At 74.4% G+C, this 17,404-nt stretch carries 16 protein-coding genes; 8 read left to right on the top strand and 8 right to left on the bottom strand.

The features are described from left to right. Nucleotides 1-11 precede the first annotated feature (11 nt). The 3 genes from CHC04_RS10960 to CHC04_RS10950 all read left to right on the top strand — a co-directional run bounded on the left by CHC04_RS10960 (nt 12) and on the right by CHC04_RS10950 (nt 2,950). Complete coding sequence (locus CHC04_RS10960) at nt 12-788, top strand: TIM barrel protein (protein ID WP_089403907.1); 777 nt, start codon at nt 12-14, stop codon at nt 786-788. Next, nucleotides 785-1,708 (top strand): ThuA domain-containing protein, encoded by a 924-nt coding sequence (locus tag CHC04_RS10955; RefSeq protein ID WP_089403906.1) that lies wholly within the window; start codon nt 785-787, stop codon nt 1,706-1,708. Before CHC04_RS10960 ends, CHC04_RS10955 begins: the two co-directional genes overlap by 4 nt. 348 nt (nt 1,709-2,056) lie before the next feature. Further along, nucleotides 2,057-2,950, top strand: a complete 894-nt coding sequence (locus CHC04_RS10950; RefSeq protein ID WP_089403905.1) for a helix-turn-helix transcriptional regulator — start codon at nt 2,057-2,059, stop codon at nt 2,948-2,950. Nucleotides 2,951-3,037: 87 nt separating this feature from the next. Here the strand turns inward: CHC04_RS10950 and CHC04_RS10945 are convergent, their stop codons facing one another. From CHC04_RS10945 to CHC04_RS10925, 5 genes are all read right to left on the bottom strand, one after another. Further along, nucleotides 3,038-4,303, bottom strand: coding sequence for a multidrug effflux MFS transporter (locus CHC04_RS10945; protein ID WP_089403904.1), 1,266 nt, complete (start codon nt 4,301-4,303; stop codon nt 3,038-3,040). A 200-nt stretch (nt 4,304-4,503) separates the two neighbouring features. Then, nucleotides 4,504-5,598: a LacI family DNA-binding transcriptional regulator gene (locus CHC04_RS10940; protein ID WP_176449937.1), complete on the bottom strand. Its 1,095-nt coding sequence runs from the start codon at nt 5,596-5,598 to the stop codon at nt 4,504-4,506. A 136-nt stretch (nt 5,599-5,734) separates the two neighbouring features. After that, nucleotides 5,735-6,571, bottom strand: coding sequence for a carbohydrate ABC transporter permease (locus tag CHC04_RS10935; RefSeq protein WP_089404059.1), 837 nt, complete (start codon nt 6,569-6,571; stop codon nt 5,735-5,737). Nucleotides 6,572-6,608: 37 nt separating this feature from the next. Next, a complete protein-coding gene (locus CHC04_RS10930; protein ID WP_089403903.1) occupies nt 6,609-7,604 on the bottom strand; it encodes a carbohydrate ABC transporter permease in 996 nt (331 codons plus the stop codon). A 7-nt stretch (nt 7,605-7,611) separates the two neighbouring features. After that, a complete protein-coding gene (locus CHC04_RS10925) occupies nt 7,612-8,874 on the bottom strand; it encodes an extracellular solute-binding protein (protein ID WP_217897293.1) in 1,263 nt (420 codons plus the stop codon). A gap of 135 nt (nt 8,875-9,009) precedes the next feature. Here CHC04_RS10925 and CHC04_RS10920 point away from each other — a divergent pair, with 135 nt between their 5' ends. The 4 genes from CHC04_RS10920 (at nt 9,010) to arfA (ending at nt 15,213) form a co-directional block, all read left to right on the top strand. After that, on the top strand, nt 9,010-10,281 hold the full coding sequence (locus CHC04_RS10920) for an endo-1,4-beta-xylanase (RefSeq protein WP_089403901.1): 1,272 nt from the start codon (nt 9,010-9,012) through the stop codon (nt 10,279-10,281). A 74-nt stretch (nt 10,282-10,355) separates the two neighbouring features. Beyond that, entirely contained in the window at nt 10,356-12,725 is a 2,370-nt protein-coding gene (locus CHC04_RS10915) for a beta-xylosidase/alpha-l-arabinosidase (RefSeq protein ID WP_089403900.1), read from the top strand. Beyond that, nucleotides 12,725-13,711, top strand: coding sequence for an acetylxylan esterase (locus CHC04_RS10910; RefSeq protein WP_089403899.1), 987 nt, complete (start codon nt 12,725-12,727; stop codon nt 13,709-13,711). The genes CHC04_RS10915 and CHC04_RS10910 overlap by 1 nt, the downstream gene beginning before the upstream one ends. Beyond that, nucleotides 13,711-15,213 (top strand): arabinosylfuranosidase ArfA, encoded by a 1,503-nt coding sequence (gene arfA / locus CHC04_RS10905; protein ID WP_089403898.1) that lies wholly within the window; start codon nt 13,711-13,713, stop codon nt 15,211-15,213. Before CHC04_RS10910 ends, arfA begins: the two co-directional genes overlap by 1 nt. Before the next feature lie 45 nt (nt 15,214-15,258). On the opposite strand, the gene CHC04_RS10900 is transcribed toward arfA, so the two are convergent. From CHC04_RS10900 to CHC04_RS24905, 3 genes are all read right to left on the bottom strand, one after another. After that, nucleotides 15,259-16,074: an alpha/beta hydrolase gene (locus CHC04_RS10900; protein ID WP_089403897.1), complete on the bottom strand. Its 816-nt coding sequence runs from the start codon at nt 16,072-16,074 to the stop codon at nt 15,259-15,261. A 38-nt stretch (nt 16,075-16,112) separates the two neighbouring features. Then, a complete protein-coding gene (locus CHC04_RS10895) occupies nt 16,113-16,841 on the bottom strand; it encodes an enoyl-CoA hydratase/isomerase family protein (protein WP_089403896.1) in 729 nt (242 codons plus the stop codon). Nucleotides 16,842-16,921: 80 nt separating this feature from the next. Further along, the gene (locus CHC04_RS24905; protein WP_245817113.1) at nt 16,922-17,074 is read right to left on the bottom strand and encodes a hypothetical protein; all 153 of its coding nucleotides are present in this window, start codon (nt 17,072-17,074) and stop codon (nt 16,922-16,924) included. A gap of 53 nt (nt 17,075-17,127) precedes the next feature. On the opposite strand from CHC04_RS24905, the gene CHC04_RS24900 reads away from it, so the two are divergent. Continuing rightward, the gene (locus CHC04_RS24900) at nt 17,128-17,397 is read left to right on the top strand and encodes a hypothetical protein (protein WP_245817112.1); all 270 of its coding nucleotides are present in this window, start codon (nt 17,128-17,130) and stop codon (nt 17,395-17,397) included. Nucleotides 17,398-17,404 lie beyond the last annotated feature (7 nt).

Here is a 17,404-nt window from a genome sequence, read left to right as displayed (position 1 = left end):
GGACTCCTGACGTGTACCAGCTCTCCGCCAACATCGAACTGCTCTTCACCGAGGCCGGCCCGGACGCCGGCGACCGGGTCCGCGCGGCGGCGGCCGCCGGCTTCGACGCCGTCGAGATGTGGTTCTCCACCGACAAGGACCTCGACTCGCTCGGCAAGGCGCTCGCCGACACCGGCGTGCAGCTCACGTCGCTGCTGGCCGGCCCGAGGATGGGCTTCACGTTCCCCGGCACCGACCTGGCCCCGGCCCAGGAGGGGCTGGACCTCGCGGTCGAGCACGCCGCTCAGCTCGGCTGCCCCCGGATCGTGCTCGCCTCGGGCGTGGGCTTCCCGGGCATGAACCGGCAGCGCAACCACCAGGTGGTCATCGACATGTACGGGGAGGCCGTCGAGCGGCACCGCGGGGCGGACGTCGACTTCGTCCTGGAGCCGGTCAACTCCCGGGTCGACCACCCCGGCGCGCTCACCGACCGCACCGAGGACGCCGTCCACGTCGCCCGCGCCATCGGCAGCGACCGGTTCGGCATCCTCTACGACCTCTACCACTCGATCGCCCAGGGCGAGGACCCGGCGACCGAGCTGGCGAACGCCGCGGGCTTCGTGAAGTACGTGCAGCTCGCCGACGTGCCGGGCCGGCACGAGCCGGGCAGCGGTGACGTCGACTGGCCGGCCCAGCTGGCCACCCTCCGGGCATCCGGCTACGACGGCCCGATCGGCCTGGAGTACTTCCCGGCCGTCGAGACCGTGCAGTCCGTCGAGTACATCCGGTCGGTCGCGGCGGACGCGTGACGGAACCGCCGGCGAAGCTCGACGTCCTCATCGCCACGGGCAAGGTCACCGTCGAGCACGACAACGAGTTCCGGTCCTTCCGGCACCACACGCACATGCTCACGACGCTGCTCGAGTCGACCGGCCGCTTCCGGGTGCGGGTGCTGGAGGAGTTCCGCGGCGTCGGCGACGAGCTGCTCGACCGGTTCGACGCCGTCCTGGTCGTGTACGAGGGGCGCGACGACTACCACTCGGTCGCCGAGGGCTTCGGGACGACGACCGAGCAGGCGCTGCTGCGCTTCGTCCGGGAGAAGGGCCGAGGGATCGTCTGGTTCCACGGCTCGTCGGTGCAGGAGCCGGAGTGGGGCTGGCCCGAGGAGTTCGACCGGATGCGCGGCGCCACGCTGAGCAGGACCACGGGCCTGCGCCCCCGGCCGCAGGCCGAGGTGACGGTCCGGTTCCCCGAGCCGCGGCACGCCGTCACCGAGGGGTTGCCCGCGGAGTGGTCGGTCGTCAACGACGACGTGCTGACCGGCGCCCGGATGGACCCGTCGGCGACGGTCCTGCTGACCGTGTTCGACGACGTGGCGACCTACCGGCGGGCCGGCTGGCCGAACGCGCACACCCCGGTCGACATCCCTGCCGGCGGGATCGAGGACCTGCCGGGCATGGACACCGACCAGCCACTGGCCTGGGTCAACGAGTGGGGCGCAGGGCGCAGCGTGAGCATCGTCCTGGGGCACGACTGGGACACCTTCCGCAAGATCCCGTTCATGACGCTGCTCGTGCGCGGCGTCGAGTGGGCGGCCACCGGGCGGGTCACCCTCGGACCGCCCGAGCGCACCGGCGCGGCGCGGTGGCGGGTCTGGCCCTACTACGCCGGTGACCCGTCGCGGTTCGACCGCGCCACCCCGGCGGGCGCGGCCGCCGCCCTGCACTGACCCCGCCGGAACCGCCCGCAGGTGGTGCCCGGCCCGCCCGCGGTCGTCGGTGACGTGGAGGTCGAACCGCCCGAGCCCGTCCGGTCGGGGGGCGATCCCGCGCTGTCGCCCCGCCGCCTCGCCGAGGAGGCCGGTCCTCGCCGTCGCTGCTCGATGACCGCGTTCAGCGGTCGAGCTGCGGCAGCACCTGGCTGACGGCGGCCTGGAACTCGTCGGCGGCCGCCGGGTCCCCGGCCAGCCGGGGGAACGACTCCACGGAACGCCGCCGCGCGCAGGCGTGGGAGGGCGGCTCTGCGGGGGGAGAAGCTCGACCTCCCTGGTGCGGTGCACCGCCCTACCGTCGAGGGGGTGGACAACCGCTCCGACATCCGCGAGTTCCTCGCGACGCGCCGCGCCCGGATCACCCCCGAGCAGGCCGGGCTGCTGCCCGGTGCCGGCCGGCGCCGGGTGGCCGGGCTGCGCCGCGAGGAGGTCGCCGTCCTGGCCGGGGTGAGCACCGACTGGTACACCCGGCTGGAGAAGGGGCACATCGCCGGCGTCTCCGAGGACGTCCTGGAGGCCGTCGCCCGGGCGCTGCAGCTCGACGAGGCCGAGCGGCGCTACCTGTTCGACCTGGCCCGCGCCGCCCGGCCCGGCCGCGCGCCCCGGCGGCGCAGCCGGGCCCCGGTGCCTGCGCGGGTGCAGTGGATGCTGGACTCGATGCGCGACTCGGCGGCGTTCGTCGCCAACGGCCGGCTGGATGTCGTCGCCGCCAACACCCTGGCCCGGGCGCTGTACTCACCGGTCCTCGACGAGCCCCGGTGGCGGGCGAACATCGCCCGGTTCCAGTTCCTCGACCCGCGGGCGCGGGACTACCACGTGGACTGGGACGCCGCGGCCGACGTCACCGTCGCGCTGCTGCGCACCGAGGCCGGCCGCGACCCCCACGACCGGGACCTGCGCGAGCTCGTCGGGGAGCTGTCGACCGTCAGCGAGCAGTTCCGCACCCGCTGGGCGGCGCACGACGTGCGGCTGCACCACGCCGGGGTCAAGCAGTTCCGCCACCCCGCCGTCGGCACGCTGGAGCTGGTGTTCCACAGCTTCGACCTGGCGCACGCCGAGCAGGGCGAGCTCGTCATGACCGTCTACACGGCCGAGCCCGGGACCCCGGACGAGGACGGGCTCAGGCTGCTGGCCAGCTGGGCGGCGACCCACGTGACCGCCGCATCGGATGCGGCTCCCTCCGCAGCCGACCCCGGCTGACCGGCCACCGCCCGGGCGCGGTCCGCCGTGCCCCGGTGGCGCCCCGGTGGTGCCCCGGTGGTGCCCCGGTGGTGCCCCGGTGGTGCCTCAGTGGGCGACGGCGACCGCCGCCGCGTCGGGCAGGTCGGGCAGCTGCCACGGCCGGACGACCGTGCCCAGCACCAGCAGGCCCAGCAGCAGCCCGCCCCCGACGGTGAGCGCCATCGCCGTGGCGTCGTTGCCGAGCAGCCCGACGAGCGGGGAGACGGCGGCGCCGATGCCGAACTGCACGGCGCCCAGCAGGGCGGCCGCGGAGCCGGCGGTCTCGCCGTGCGCGGCCAGCGCGAGCGCCGGGGCGTTGGGCAGCGCCAGGCCGACGGCGGCGAGCACCGCCCACAGCGGGACGACGACGCCGGCGAGCCCGCCCCACCCGCCGGCCGCGAGGGTCAGCAGGACCAGCGCCGCGACGGTGCCGGCCAGCATCGCCGCGGACAGCACCTGCGCCGGGGACCACCGGCGCAGCAGGACCGGGTTGAGCTGCGTGGCTCCGATCAGGAAGAAGGCGCCGGCGCCGAACAGCACGCCGAACTGCTGCTCGTCGAGGCCGAACTGCCGCTGGTAGACGAAGGAGGACCCGGACACGTAGCTGAACAGCCCGGCCATCGTCAGCCCGGCCACCAGGACCAGCCCGACGTACACCCGGTCGCGCAGCAGCCCCCGGTAGGTGCGCAGGGTCCCGGCGACCCCGCCGGTGACGCGGCGGCCCGGCGGCAGCGTCTCGGGCACGGTGAGCCGACCGACGACGAACAGCAGCAGGCCGTACAGCGCCAGAGCGGCGAACACACCGCGCCAGGAGGTGACCCGCAGCAGCTCCCCGCCGACCGTGGGGGCCAGCACCGGAGCGGCGCCCATGACCAGGAACAGCCGGGACAGCATGGTCGCGGCCGCCCGCCCCTCGAACAGGTCCCGGACGATGGCCATGGCGACCACCCCGCCGGCGGCACTGCCCACGCCCTGCAGGACGCGCAGGACGCCGAGCACCTGCACGGTCGGCGCGACCAGGACGAGCAGCGAGGCCACCACGTGCAGCACGGTCCCCGCCAGCAGCGGCCGGCGCCGGCCGAGCGCGTCGGAGAGCGGGCCGATGACCAGCTGCCCCAGGGCGAGGCCGACCAGCGTGCCGGTCAGCGTCAGCTGCACCATCGGGGAGCTGGTGCGCAGGTCGGTCGCGATCGCCGGCAGCGCGGGCAGGTACATGTCGATGGTGAAGGCGCCGACGGCGACGAAGGCGCCGAGGACGAGCACCAGCACCGCCCGGCGTGGCGGCGGGGCCTCCTCGGGCACGGCGGTGCTGCGGTCCTGCGTGGCGGTCACGGTTGTTCCCCCTGGGCGCGCGGAGACGCCCCGTGTCGACGGTCGTTGCAGAAGACAAGCATCGCCGGTGGCCGCTCATTCCGCCCGCGGAGGAATCCCCGGGAGACGGCCGCGGTGCGTCCGTCGGGTCCGGGGGCGGCCCGCAGGAACCGGCCCCGGCCCGCGGGCGGTGTCAGGAGGGCGGTGTCAGGACGGCGGTGTCAGGAGGGTTGCCCCGGACGCGCGGTGGACGCCCGGACGACGAGCGAGGTGGCCTGGGTGCGGTGCTCGTCGGCCGGGTCCTCGCCGGAGATGAGCGCCAGGAGCATGTCGGCGGCCTCCTTGCCCATCCGCCGGATCGGCTGCTGCACCGTGGTCAGCGGGGGTGTGGCCACGGCGGACTCCGGGATGTCGTCGAAGCCGACCACCGACAGCTGACGCGGTACCTCGAGCCCGAGCTCCGCCGCCACCTCCAGCGTCACCAGCGCCGAGAGGTCGTTGGCCGCGAAGACCGCCGTCGGCGGCGACGGGAGCGAGAGCAGCTCGCGGGCCGCCTCGCGCGCGATTTCCGGCTCGAAGCCGCCGGACCGCACCAGTGCCTCGTCCACCGGCAACCCCGCGGCGACGAGCGCCTCGCGGTAGCCCTGCTCCCGCTGCTGCGCGGACAGCAGGTCCGAGCGTCCCGTGATCATGGCGATCCGGGTGTGGCCCAGACCGATCAGGTGCTCCACGCCGAGCCGCGCGCCCTGCAGGTTGTCGGCGGTGACCGAGGGCAGTCCCGCCGGACCGGTGTGCGGATCGACCGCCACCACCGGTCCGTCGGCCTGCACGTCGGTCACGGTCGGCGTGACGAGGACGGCGCCGTCGACGAGGCTCCCCATCAACCGGCTCAGCGACCGGCGCTCCCACCCCACCCGGGCCTCGACGTGTCCGCCGGCGGAGTAGGCGATCAGCTCGTAGCCGGAGCCGTGGATCGCGTCGGCGACCCCCTTGAGGACCTCGGTGCTGAAGGGCTCGAAGTCCATGACCAGCACGCCGACGACGTTGGTGCGGCGGTTGCGCAGGCTGCGCGCGACGAGGCTCGCCTCGTACCCGAGCCGGTCGATGACCCGGGTCACGTGGTCGATCGTCTCGGCGGACACGCCGTAGCGGCCGTTGATGACCTTCGACACCGTGGAGATCGAGACGCCGGCCTCCGCGGCCACCTGCTGCATCGTCACCCGGCCGCGGAGCGACGGCACGGGAGGGGACCCGTCGCCCGGTCCCACCACGAGGCCCGGGTCGACGACGTCGTCCCTCGGCGCATCGAGTTCCATGGTCCTCTTCTCGGTCAGGCCCTCGGTGGTCACAGTGCCAGAGGAGGGGGCTGCGCTGTCCAGGACACCGGCGCCGGAGGTCCCGCCCACCCGGAGCCGGTCCCCGCGGCGGCTCTCCGGGTGGGCCGGGCCCGGCTCAGCCCTTCACCGCACCCTGGAGCCCGCTGACGATGCGCCGCTGCATGGCCAGGAACAGCATGAGCGCGGGGATCATCGCGATGGTCGTGAACGCCAGCACACCCGCGGTGTCGGCCGAGTGCTCGGTGGAGTAGTCGGCCACGCCCAGCGGGAGGGTGCGCATGTCCCCCTGGAGCAGCAGGAGCGGGAGCAGGTAGGCGTTCCAGGAGGCGACGAAGGCGAGGACGCCGACCGTGACCAGGCCGGGCATCGACAGGGGGAGGGCGATCCGCCAGAAGATGCCGACCCGGGAGGCGCCGTCGAGCATGGCCGCCTCCTCGACCTCCTTCGGCAGCGCCATCAGGAAGGGCCGCAGGATCACCACCGTCGTCGGCAGCGCGAACGCCGCCTGCGGCAGGGCGATGCCCCACCAGGTGTTGCCCAGCTGCAGGTCGCGCGTCACCAGGATGAACAGCGGGACGATGGCCACGGCCGCCGGGAAGAGCAGCCCCAGCACGAACACCAGGAACAGCGGCTCGCGGAACCGGAACTGGTAGCGCGCCAGGGGGTAGGCGGCCATCACGCCCGCGAGCACCGCCACCACCGTGGTGATGAGGGCGACCGCCGTCGAGTTCAGCGCGTAGCGCCAGAAGTCGGGGTTGGTGACGACGCCCCGGTAGTTCTCCAGCACCCACGGGTCGGGGAGCCCGGCCGGGTCGCGCGCCAGCTGCTCGTTGCTGCGGAAGCCGCCGAGCGCGCCGTAGAGCACCGGCCCGAGCGTGACCGCCACGACGGCGGCCGCCACCAGGTAGACCAGCGGGCCACCCCGCCCGTACGTCGTCGCCCGTCGGGCCATCACCGGGCCCTCCTCTCGTGTGTCGTCTCCACCGGGGTCACGCGTCCTTGGTGTCGCGGCGCAGCACCAGGAACTGGTAGGCGACGGCCAGCGCGAACCCGATCAGGAACAGCACGACCGACGCGGCTCCGGCGATGCCGAAGTTGCTCCGCTGCGTGCCCTGGCTGACGAGGTAGGTCGCCATCGTGGTCGTCGCGTTGGCCGGCCCGCCGCCGGTCAGGATCCAGACCATGTCGAACAGCTGCAGCGAGCCGATCATGGACAGGAAGACCCAGGTCCGGATGGTGGGCGCGAGCAGCGGGATCGCGATGCGGCGCTGGGTCTGCCACCACGAGGCGCCGTCGAGCTGCGCGGCCTCGGAGAGCTCGTCGGGGACGCCCTGCAGCCCGGCCAGGAACAGCAGCACGGCCAGGCCCAGGTACTTCCACGTCAGCACGACGAAGACCGTGGCCAGCGCCAGGTCGGGGGTGCCGAGGAAGCCCTGCTCGGGGACCGGGACCCCCACCGACGTCAGCATGGTCTCGAGGAGTCCGGACCGGGGCTGCAGCAGCTGGAACCACACGACGCCGGCGATGACCTCGGCGAGGACGTAGGGGACGAAGATGATCGTCCGCAGCAGCCCCCGCCCCCGGATGCGGCGGTTGAGCAGCAGCGCCAGCGCCAGCCCGAGCGGCAGCTGCACGAGGATCGACGCGAAGACGATGACGAAGTTGTGCACCACCGCGTCGGTGAAGACGTCATCGGCCAGCACGCGGGCGTAGTTCTGCAGGCCGACGAAGTCCACCATCGGGCCGAAGCCCTTCCAGCGGTAGAACGACATCCGGGCCGCGGAGAAGACCGGGTAGACGACGAAGACCGCCATCAACGCCAGGGCCGGCGCCACGAAGAAGAGGATCTCCAGGCGCTTGCGACCCCGGTCACGACCGGGGCGGCCGGTCCCACCGGGAGTCCGGCCGGTCACCCGGCGCGCACTCGCGCGCCGGGTGACCGCCGCCCCCGGGTCCGCCGCCGTGACGGCGCCCTGGGAGGTCATGGTCGGATCACTGCTCCTGGTCGGCGGCCTGCTGGGTCTGGTCCACGATGTCCTGCGGCGTCGCCTCGCCGGCGAACATCAGCGCGATCGCGTCGTTCATCGCACCGCCGACCGACGCCCCGAAGGCCGTGTCGAAGTACAGCTGGACGTACGGCGCCGCGTCGCGGACCTCGAGCAGCTGGGCCAGCGCCGGGTCGGAGACGGCGCCCCCGGCGGCGGGGATCGTCGGCAGACCCATGTCGTTCTCGGCGAAGCCGGTCTGCACCTCGTCGGAGAGCAGGTACTTCACGAGGTCGACCGCCGCGTCGGGAGCCTCCTGCGAGACCGCCCACGCGTCGCCGCCACCCAGCTGCGCCTCGGGGTCACCCTCGCCGCCGTCGACCGCCGGGAACGGGAACCAGCCGGTCTTGTCGCCGAGGCCCTGGCCGTCCTCGGTGAGGCCCTGCATGACGCCGGGCTCCCAGTGGCCGGTCAGCTCCATGGCGACCTGCCCGGTGGCGAGCAGGCCGGAGGCCGAGGTGGCACCCTCCTGCGCCGGCGTGGTCAGGAAACCGGGGTTGAAGGGCTCGGTGTCGATCAGCGTCTGGAGCTCCTCGCCCGCCTGCACGAAGCACGGGTCGGAGAAGTCGAGGCTGGTGACGGCGTCGGTCAGCACGTCCTCGGAGCAGGAGCGGACCGCCGTGTAGTACCAGTAGTGGGCGGCCGGCCACTTGTCGCCCGCGCCGAGCGAGATCGGCGTGATGCCGGCGCCCTTCAGGGTCTCGATGGTGGAGGCCAGCTCCTCCATCGTGGTCGGCGGGGCCGTGATGCCCGCCTGCTGGAAGAGCTCGGTGTTGTACCAGAAGCCCACGACGCCGACGGAGAACGGCAGCGCGTAGGTCTTGTCCTCGACCTGCCAGCCGGCCACGGAGCCGCCGATCTGGTCGATCTCCTCGGCCGCGTCCTCGGACAGGTCGCGGACCATGCCGGCCTCCACGTGGTCGGCGAGCTCGCCGCCGCCGCGCTCCATGTAGACGTCCGGCACGTCGCCGCTCTGGAACGCCGCCTCGAGCTTGTCGACCATGTCCTCGTGGGCCATGGCCACGACCTCGACCTCGACGCCCGGGTGGGCCTCCTCGAAGTCGGCGGCCACCTGCTCGTAGTAGCCCTTGCCGGGCTCGTTGTTCGAGTTGTGCCACCAGGTGATCGTGTTGTCGTCGCCTCCCGAGGCGCTGTCACCACCACCGCCGCAGGCAGTGGCCGTCAGCAGCACCGCGCTGCTGCACAGCACCGAGAGAGCCGTTCGCCCCGAACGCCGCATGTTTGAACCCCTTCGTCCTTCCGCACGCCGTGGTGGCGTGGAACACACCACCGAAGGTCGCAGCCAGGTCTTGCGCTGTCAATCGTTGTCGATAACGATTTCCTAGTGACCTGCTCCACATCTCCCGACGCCGTCCGCCGCATCGAGGGCACGCTCGTCGTGCGCTCCGCCGACGGCTCTCCCCGTGCGGACACCGACGTGGTGGTCGAGCAGACCCGGCACGACGTCGCCTTCGGCAACATCGGCTTCGACTTCGTGGGGCTGGCCAACGACGAGCACGGCGAGGCGCGCGAGAACGTCTTCGGCGGAGCCGACCCGGAGGCGGCCGAGCGCCTGGAGCACCTCTGGCTGGACGTGTTCGACACCGCGACCCTGCCTTTCTACTGGGCCGGCTTCGAGCCGGTGCAGGGGCAGCCCGACACCCGGCGCCTGCAGGCGGCGGCCGCGTGGTTCCGCGACCGGGGCGTGTCCGTCAAGGGCCACCCGCTGGTCTGGCACACGCTCGCCCCGGACTGGCTGCGCGAGTACCCCGACTCCGACGTCGAGGCGACCGTGCGGGCGCGGGTCCGACGCGAGGTCACGTCCTTCGCGGGGCTCGTGGACACCTGGGACGCGATCAACGAGGTCGTGATCATGCCCGTCTTCGCGAACGAGGACCGCCAGAACGCGATCACCCGGCTGTGCCGGCGCATCGGTCGCATCCCGACCATCCGCCTGGCCTTCGAGGAGGCCCGCGCGGCGAACCCGGCGGCCACCCTGGTGCTCAACGACTTCAACCTGTCGACGGCGTACGAGTGCCTGATCGAGGGGGTGCTCGAGGCCGGCGTGCAGGTCGACGCGATCGGCCTGCAGAGCCACATGCACCAGGGCTACTGGGGCGAGGAGCGGACGCAGGAGGTCCTGGAGCGGTTCGCCCGCTACGGCCTCCCGCTGCACTGGACCGAGACGACGCTGGTGTCCGGGGACCTCATGCCCCCGGAGATCGTGGACCTCAACGACCACCGGGTCGACGAGTGGCCCTCCACGCCCGCGGGCGAGGAGCGGCAGGCCGACGACGTCGTCCGCCACTACTCCACGCTGCTGTCGCACCCCGCGGTCGAGGCCGTGACCTACTGGGGCATCACCGACCGCGGGGCCTGGCTGGGTGCCCCCGCGGGACTGGTGCGCGCCGACGGCACCCCCAAGCCGGCCTACGACGCCCTCCGGGGCCTGGTCAGGGGGGAGTGGTGGCTGCCGCCGACCCGGCTGCGGACCGACGGCGAGGGCCGGGTGACGGTGCGCGGGTGGGCCGGGACCTACTCGGTCTCGGCGGGGGACCGCTCCGCGTCGTGGCAGCTGCGACCGGACGCGCCGCCGGCGGCGGTCACCCTGGCCTGACCGCCGCACCGAACCCACCGCACCGACCCCCGCCGCACCGGCGACGAACCAGACAGGACGGATCCCCGAACAGCATGCGCACCGACCTCGACACCGGCAGCGACACCGGCAGCGATCCCGAGTCCGCGCCCTGGCGCGATCCCGGCCTCCCCGCCCAGGACCGGGTGGCCGACCTCGTCCGGCGCATGACGCTGGAGGAGAAGGTCGCCCAGCTCTACGGCGTCTGGGTGGGCATCGACGCGACCGCGGGCGAGGTCGCCCCGCACCAGCACGAGATGGCCGGCGCGCCGGTGGACTGGGACGACCTGGTCCGCAATGGACTCGGGCAGCTGACCCGGCCGTTCGGGACCGCACCCGTCGACCCGCTCGTGGGGGCCAAGGGCCTCGCGGAGAGCCAGCGGCAGATCGTGGCGGCCGGCCGCTTCGGCATCCCGGCGCTGGTGCACGAGGAGTGCCTCACCGGGCTGGCCGCCTGGACGGCGACCGCCTTCCCCTCGCCGCTGTGCTGGGCGGCCAGCTTCGACCCGGACCTCGTGGCGCGGATGGGCGCGTTGATCGGGCAGAGCATGCGCCGGCTCGGGGTCCACCAGGGGCTCGCCCCCGTCCTCGACGTCGCCCGCGACCTGCGGTGGGGACGGGTCGAGGAGACCATGGGCGAGGACCCGCACCTGGTCGGCACGATCGGCAGCGCCTACGTCCGCGGCCTGGAGTCCAGCGGCGTCGTCGCCACGCTCAAGCACTTCGTCGGCTACTCCGCCTCCCGCGCCGGGCGCAACCTGGCGCCGGTCTCCGCCGGCCCCCGGGAGATCGCCGGCGTGCTGCTCCCGCCGTTCGAGATGGCCCTGCGGGCGGGCGCCCGGTCGGTGATGAACTCCTACACCGACCTCGACGGCGTGCCCTCGGCGGCCGACCCGGCGCTGCTCACGTCCCTGCTGCGGGAGACCTACGGCTTCACCGGCACCGTGGTCGCCGACTACTTCTCCATCGCCTTCCTCCAGACCCTGCACGGCGTGGCCGGCTCACCGGCGGAGGCGGCCGCGCGCGCCCTGGAGGCGGGCATCGACGTGGAGCTGCCGACGGTGAACTGCTACGGCGGGCCGCTGGTCGACGCGGTGCGCAGCGGCGCCGTGGACGAGGGCCTCGTGGACCGGGCGCTGCGCCGGGTGCTGCTGCAGAAGTGCGAGCTCGGCCTGCTGGACCCCGACTGGTCGCCGGACTCGCCGGCGGTCGTCGACGGCGAGGTCACCCTCGACTCCGCGGAGTCCCGGGCCGTCGCCGGGGAGCTCGCCCGCCGCTCGGTGGTCCTGCTCGCCAACGACGGGACGCTGCCCCTGCGGCCCGGGCTGCGCCTGGCGGTGGTCGGCCCCCGCGCCGACACCGCCCAGGCGATGCTCGGCTGCTACTCGTTCCCGATGCACGTCGGCGTGCACCACCCCGACGTGCCGGTGGGGGTGGACATCCCGACGCTCGCCGACGCGCTGCGGGCGGACCCGGCGGCCTACGACGTCGTCGTCGCCGAGGGCTGCCCGGTGCTGGGCGGCGACGACGAGGGCATCGCGGCCGCCGCCCGGGCCGCGGCCGACGCCGACGTGTGCGTCGCCGTCCTCGGCGACCAGGCGGGCCTGTTCGGCAACGGCACCTCCGGGGAGGGCTGTGACGCCGTGGACCTGCGGCTCCCCGGCCGCCAGGAGGAGCTGCTGGAGGCCCTGCTCGCGACGGGGACGCCCGTGGTGCTCGTCCTGCTCGTCGGCCGGCCGTACGAGCTGTCCCGCCAGGTCGACCGGCTCGCCGCGGTCGTGTGCGGGTTCTTCCCCGGCGAGGAGGGCGGCCCCGCGGTCGCCGACGTCCTCAGCGGGCGGGTGGCCCCGTCGGGCCGGCTGCCGGTGAGCTTCCCGCGCGCGGGGAGCAGCCAGCCGGCGACCTACCTCGCGGCGCCGCTGGGCCGGCGCACCGACGTCAGCACGGTCGACCCGACCCCGCTGTTCCCCTTCGGGCACGGGCTGGGGTACGGCTCGGCGACCTGGGCGGGGGTCCGCGCGGCCGGCGGACCGGAGTGGGACACCGAGGGCACCACCGAGGTGGAGGTCGAGCTCCGCAACGACACCGACGGCGAGGTCACCGAGGTCGTGCAGGTCTACCTGCACGACGTCGCCGCCGAGGTGGTCCGGCCGGTGCAGTCGCTGCTCGCCGCGCGGCGGGTCGACCTCGCGCCGCACTCCGGCGCCACCGTCCGGTTCACCCTGCACGCCGACCTGACCTCCTTCCCCGGGCGGGACGGCGCGCGCGTCGTCGAGCCGGGGGACGTGGAGCTGCGGGTGGGTGCCTCCAGCGCCGACGTGCGGGAGGTGCTGCCCCTCACGCTGACCGGCAGCCGCCGCACCGTGGGGTTCGAGCGGGTGCTGCACCCCGGGTCCGTCGTCGAGCCCGGACCGGCTCCCGCCTGATGCCGCACACCGACCTCCCGCTGGAGGAGCTCCGGCGCTACCACCCGCAGCTCCCGGCCCCGGACGACCTCTGGGACTTCTGGGACGCGACCCTGGCCGAGGCGGCCGAGTTCCCGCTGGACGCGTCGTGCACGCCGGTCGACACCGGCCTGGTCGCCGTCGAGACCCAGGACGTGTCCTTCGCCGGCTCCGGCGGGTCCGAGGTCCGCGCCTGGCTGCACCTGCCCGCGCGGGCGCTGCGGGGCGAGCGCCCGCTGCCCGCCGTCGTCCAGTACCAGGGCTACAACGGCGGGCGGGGCCTGCCCCACGAGCACGTCCTCTGGGCGTCGGCGGGGTTCGCGCAGCTCGTCGTCGACACCCGTGGGCAGGGGAGCGGCTGGACCGTGGGGGACACCGGTGACCCGGTGGGCTCCGCCGCGGCGCAGCCCGGGTTCCTGACCCGGGGTGTGCTCTCGCCGCAGGACTACTACTACCGGCGCGTCCACACCGACGCCGTCCGCGCGTTCGAGGTGCTGCGCACCCACCCGGAGGTCGACGGCGACCGGGTCGCGGTGACCGGCATCAGCCAGGGCGGCGGCATCGCGCTGGCCGTCTCGGCGCTCGCGGGCGGGGTGCGGGCGGTCCTGCCCGACGTGCCGTTCCTCTGCGACTTCCCCCGGGCCGCGCGCATCGCCGCCGGCGACCCCTACGCCGAGATCGTGCGGTACCTCAAGGCGCACCGCGACCGCGTGGACCGCGTCTTCGAGACCCTGTCGTACTTCGACGCCGCGGTCCTCGGCCGCCGGTCGGCGGCGCCGGCCCTGTTCTCCGTCGCCCTCATGGACGAGGTCTGCCCGCCGTCGACGGTCTTCGCGGCCTATCACGCGTACGGCGGCCCCAAGGAGATCGAGGTCTACCCGTTCAACGACCACGAGGGCGGGCAGGCGCACCAGCAGCGCGCCCAGCTCCGCTGGCTGCGGAGCGCCCTCGGGGTGGAGGGGGTCTGATGCTGCGCGCCCGCCTCACCGTCGACCGGGCACGACCGGTGGGCCCGGTGTCCCGCCGGCTCTTCGGCGCCTTCGTCGAGCACATGGGCCGCGGCGTGTACGGCGGCATCCACGAGCCGGGGCACCCGCAGGCCGACGAGGACGGTTTCCGCCGCGACGTCATCGACCTGGTCAGGGAGATGGGGGTGACGACGGTCCGGTACCCCGGCGGGAACTTCGTCTCCGGGTTCCGGTGGGAGGACGGTGTCGGGCCGCGCGAGCAGCGCCCGGTCCGGCTCAACCTCGCCTGGCACAGCACCGAGACCAACGAGGTCGGGCTGCACGAGTTCGCCGCGTGGCTGGAGCGGGTCGGCGCCGAGCTCATGCTGGCCGTCAACCTCGGCACGCGCGGCACCCTCGAGGCGCTGGACCTGCTCGAGTACGCGAACGTGCCCTCCGGCACCACGCTCGCCGACCAGCGGGTCCGCAACGGGCGCACCCGGCCGTTCGACGTGCGGATGTGGTGCCTGGGCAACGAGATGGACGGCCCCTGGCAGCTCGGCCAGCGGTCCGCGGAGGACTACGGGAAGCTCGCCGCCCGGACGGCGAAGGCCATGCGCCAGCTCGACCCGCACCTCGAGCTGGTCGCCTGCGGCTCCTCGGGCGCCGGCATGCCGACCTTCGGCGACTGGGAGCGGACCGTCCTCACCCACGCCTACGACGACGTCGACTACATCTCCTGCCACGCCTACTACGAGGAGAAGGACGGCGACCTCGGCTCCTTCCTCGCCTCCGCTACGGCCATGGACCGGTTCATCGAGACGGTCGTCGCCACCGCCGACCACGTGAAGGCCGTGCGCAAGAGCCCCAGGACGATCGACATCTCGTTCGACGAGTGGAACGTCTGGTACCTGTCGAAGGTCCCGGCCGGCCTCGCGAAGCGCATCGACGACTGGCCGCTCGCGCCCCGCATCAGCGAGGAGCCCTACACCGTGGCCGACGGCGTGGTCGTGGGCAGCCTCCTGATGTCCCTGCTCCGGCACGCGGACCGGGTGACGAGCGCCTCGATGGCCCAGCTCGTCAACGTGATCGCCCCGATCGCGGCCGAGCCGCGGGGACCGGCGTGGCGCAAGTCGACGTTCTTCCCGTTCGCGACCACCGCCCGCCTGGCGCGCGGCGTCTCCCTCCGGGTGGACGTCGACTGCCCCGGCTACGACAGCGCCGAGTACGGGGAGGTGCCCGTCGTCGACGCCGCCGCCACCGCCGACGACGACGGAGCCGCGCTCTTCCTCGTGAACCGCTCGCGGACGGAGGAGGCGGAGGTGACCGTCGACCTCGCACCGCTGGGTGTGGCCGCCGTCGGGGAGGCACTCACGCTGTCCGACCAGGACCCGTACGCGGCGAACACCACCGACCGGCAGGACCGGGTCCGGCTCCGGCCGAGCCCCCGGGCCGAGGTCACCGGGCGCACGCTCCGGGTGACCCTGTCGCCGGTCTCCTGGACGGCCGTCGCCCTCCACTGACCGCGGGACCGCCCGCGGCCGGCCAGGACCTCGCCGTCGCGCCGGTCAGAACCCGGACCCGGCCAGCCAGTCCAGGAACGCGGGGAACCAGGCGTCCGAGGGAGCCCCCTGCGGCCGGATGCCGAAGCCGTGCCCGCCCCGCGCGTAGGCGTGGGCCTCGACGGGAGCGCCGGCGCGCCGCCAGGCGTCGTAGAGGCGTAGTGAGCTGTCGACGATGGTGTCGCCGAGCGAGTCGTCGGTGGCCCAGGCGAGGAACATCGGCGGTGCCGGCTCGGGCACCGGGATCCCGTCCCACCACGCCGGGTAGACCGGCGCGAGGAACGACGGCCGCTCGGCCGCGGTCCCGTCCAGGGTGGTCACCAGCGACACGAACGCGCCGGCGGAGAAGCCGAGCATGCCGATCCGGTCGGGGGCCAGGCCCCAGCCGGCGGCGTGGTCGCGCACGTGCCGCACCGCCGCACCGCCGTCGGCCAGGCTCGGTGCGCGCTGCGCCCGCGAGACGTCGGCGACGTACCCCGGCTCACCGAACACCCGCTCCAGCACGGCCCCGAACTCCTGCTCGGCGACCGGGGTCGGCACGACCCGGTAGTGGAGCACGAAGGCGGCGATGCCCCGCTCGGCGAGCCGCTCGGCCACCCACGCCCCCTCGTTGTCGACGGAGAGGAAGTGCAGGCCGCCACCGGGGGCGACCACCACACCGGTCCCCGTGCGGCTGCCCGGGGCCGGGAGGTGGGCCGTCAGCGTGGGGACGGCGACGTTGCGGAGGTTCCGCCGGTCGTCGGGGTCCCAGGGGAGGCGGAAGGCGATCGGGGCGTCCGCCTCCTCCTGCTCGCCGAGCGGAACGGGCTTCAGGCGCTGCACGTGCGCTCCTCCTGGTGGGTCCTCGCGGTCGCCGGGGCCTACCGCCGGGCCAGTGCCGCCAGCGCGGCCTCGATCCGCTGCCGCGTGTCGTCGGAGGTCCACCCCGCGACGACGGCGGCGTCGCCGTCGGAGGTCGCCGCGATCGCCGCGTCCGCGGGGCGGTGCAGGGCGGCCTTGGTCAGCCGGTAGGACCCCGGTGACCGGCCGGCCAGCTCGGCGGCCAGCCCGACCGCCTGCGGCAGCAGCTCGCCGGGCTCGACGAGCTGGTCGACCACCCCGAGCGCCAGCGCCAGCTCGCGATCGGCGGTCTGCGCCCCGAGCAGGACCCGACCGGCGCGGGGGCCGAGCGCGTGCCGGGCGATCTCCAGGGCGGCGGTGGGGAAGGGGACGCCGACCGCCAGCTCGGTCAGGCCGATCCGCCCGCCCGACATCAGCCGCAGGTCGCAGGCCAGGGCCAGCACGCAGCCGCCGGCGATCGCGTGCCCGTTGACCGCCGCGACCGTGGGCCGCGGGTGGTCGAACACGGCGCGGAACGTGCGCGACAGCGCCGCCAGGAGCGCCTCGGTGTAGGGCCGGCCGCCGTCGAGGATGCGGCGCAGGTCCACCCCGGCGGAGAACGACGAGCCGCTGCCGGTGAGGACCAGCGCGCGGTCGGAGGCGGTGACCGCCGCGGTGAGGGCGTCGAGCAGCTCCACGTCGAGGGCGCCGACCCGGCCGTGCTCGATGCGCAGGACGGTGACGTCGCCGTGCTCCTCGGTGACCAGCACCGGGTCATCATCCACCCGCGCGGGCGCCCCCGCGGGGCCGTCCCGGAGCGGTCCGGAGCGGCCCCTGGACGCTCCGGGTGTCAGACGGTCTCGGGTCCCCGGAGGTGGGCGAGGACGACGTCCGTCTCGGCGACGTCGAGGACGTCGATCCCCATGATCCGCACGCCCTCCTCGCGCAGCGTGCGGGCCTGCTCCCGCGACTCCTCGAGGTGGGCGCGGCCGTCGAAGACCACCGTGCCGACGGCGGAACCGCTGGTCCGTCCTGCCGGTGTCGCCGCGGATCCAGGTGAGCCGCGCACGCGCCGTCGCCGGCGGTGTGCTCGCGGTGGAGGACGGCGATCTCCCACTCGCGCACCTCGAGGTCGTCGTCCGCCCCGAAGCGGTCCACCAGTTCGCGGCGCATCGGGGCGACGCGCTCGGCGCTGCCTCCATCGCCTGCCGGTCGGCCCAGGCCGACGTCGTGATGCACCGGCCGGTCTCGCGGTCGCACACCATCGACAGGCCCACGCAGCCGGGCATGTCCTGGACGGCCGGCCAGACCTCGTCCCGCACGTAGCCGATGG

The organism is Geodermatophilus saharensis (assembly GCF_900188205.1).
In the GTDB taxonomy this organism is placed as follows: Bacteria; Actinomycetota; Actinomycetes; order Mycobacteriales; family Geodermatophilaceae; genus Geodermatophilus; species Geodermatophilus saharensis.
Note: the sequence above shows the minus strand (reverse complement) of the source record. Positions and strands in the feature narration are given on the sequence as shown.

What these genes read in the sequence shown, in the direction of transcription:
- CHC04_RS10940 (WP_176449937.1), bottom strand. Translation starts at nt 5,598, where the DNA reads ATGGAACTCGATGCGCCGAGGGACGACGTCGTCGACCCGGGCCTCGTG.
- CHC04_RS10935 (WP_089404059.1), bottom strand. Translation starts at nt 6,571, where the DNA reads ATGGCCCGACGGGCGACGACGTACGGGCGGGGTGGCCCGCTGGTCTAC.
- CHC04_RS10930 (WP_089403903.1), bottom strand. Translation starts at nt 7,604, where the DNA reads ATGACCTCCCAGGGCGCCGTCACGGCGGCGGACCCGGGGGCGGCGGTC.
- CHC04_RS10915 (WP_089403900.1), top strand. Translation starts at nt 10,356, where the DNA reads ATGCGCACCGACCTCGACACCGGCAGCGACACCGGCAGCGATCCCGAG.
- CHC04_RS10910 (WP_089403899.1), top strand. Translation starts at nt 12,725, where the DNA reads ATGCCGCACACCGACCTCCCGCTGGAGGAGCTCCGGCGCTACCACCCG.
- arfA (WP_089403898.1), top strand. Translation starts at nt 13,711, where the DNA reads ATGCTGCGCGCCCGCCTCACCGTCGACCGGGCACGACCGGTGGGCCCG.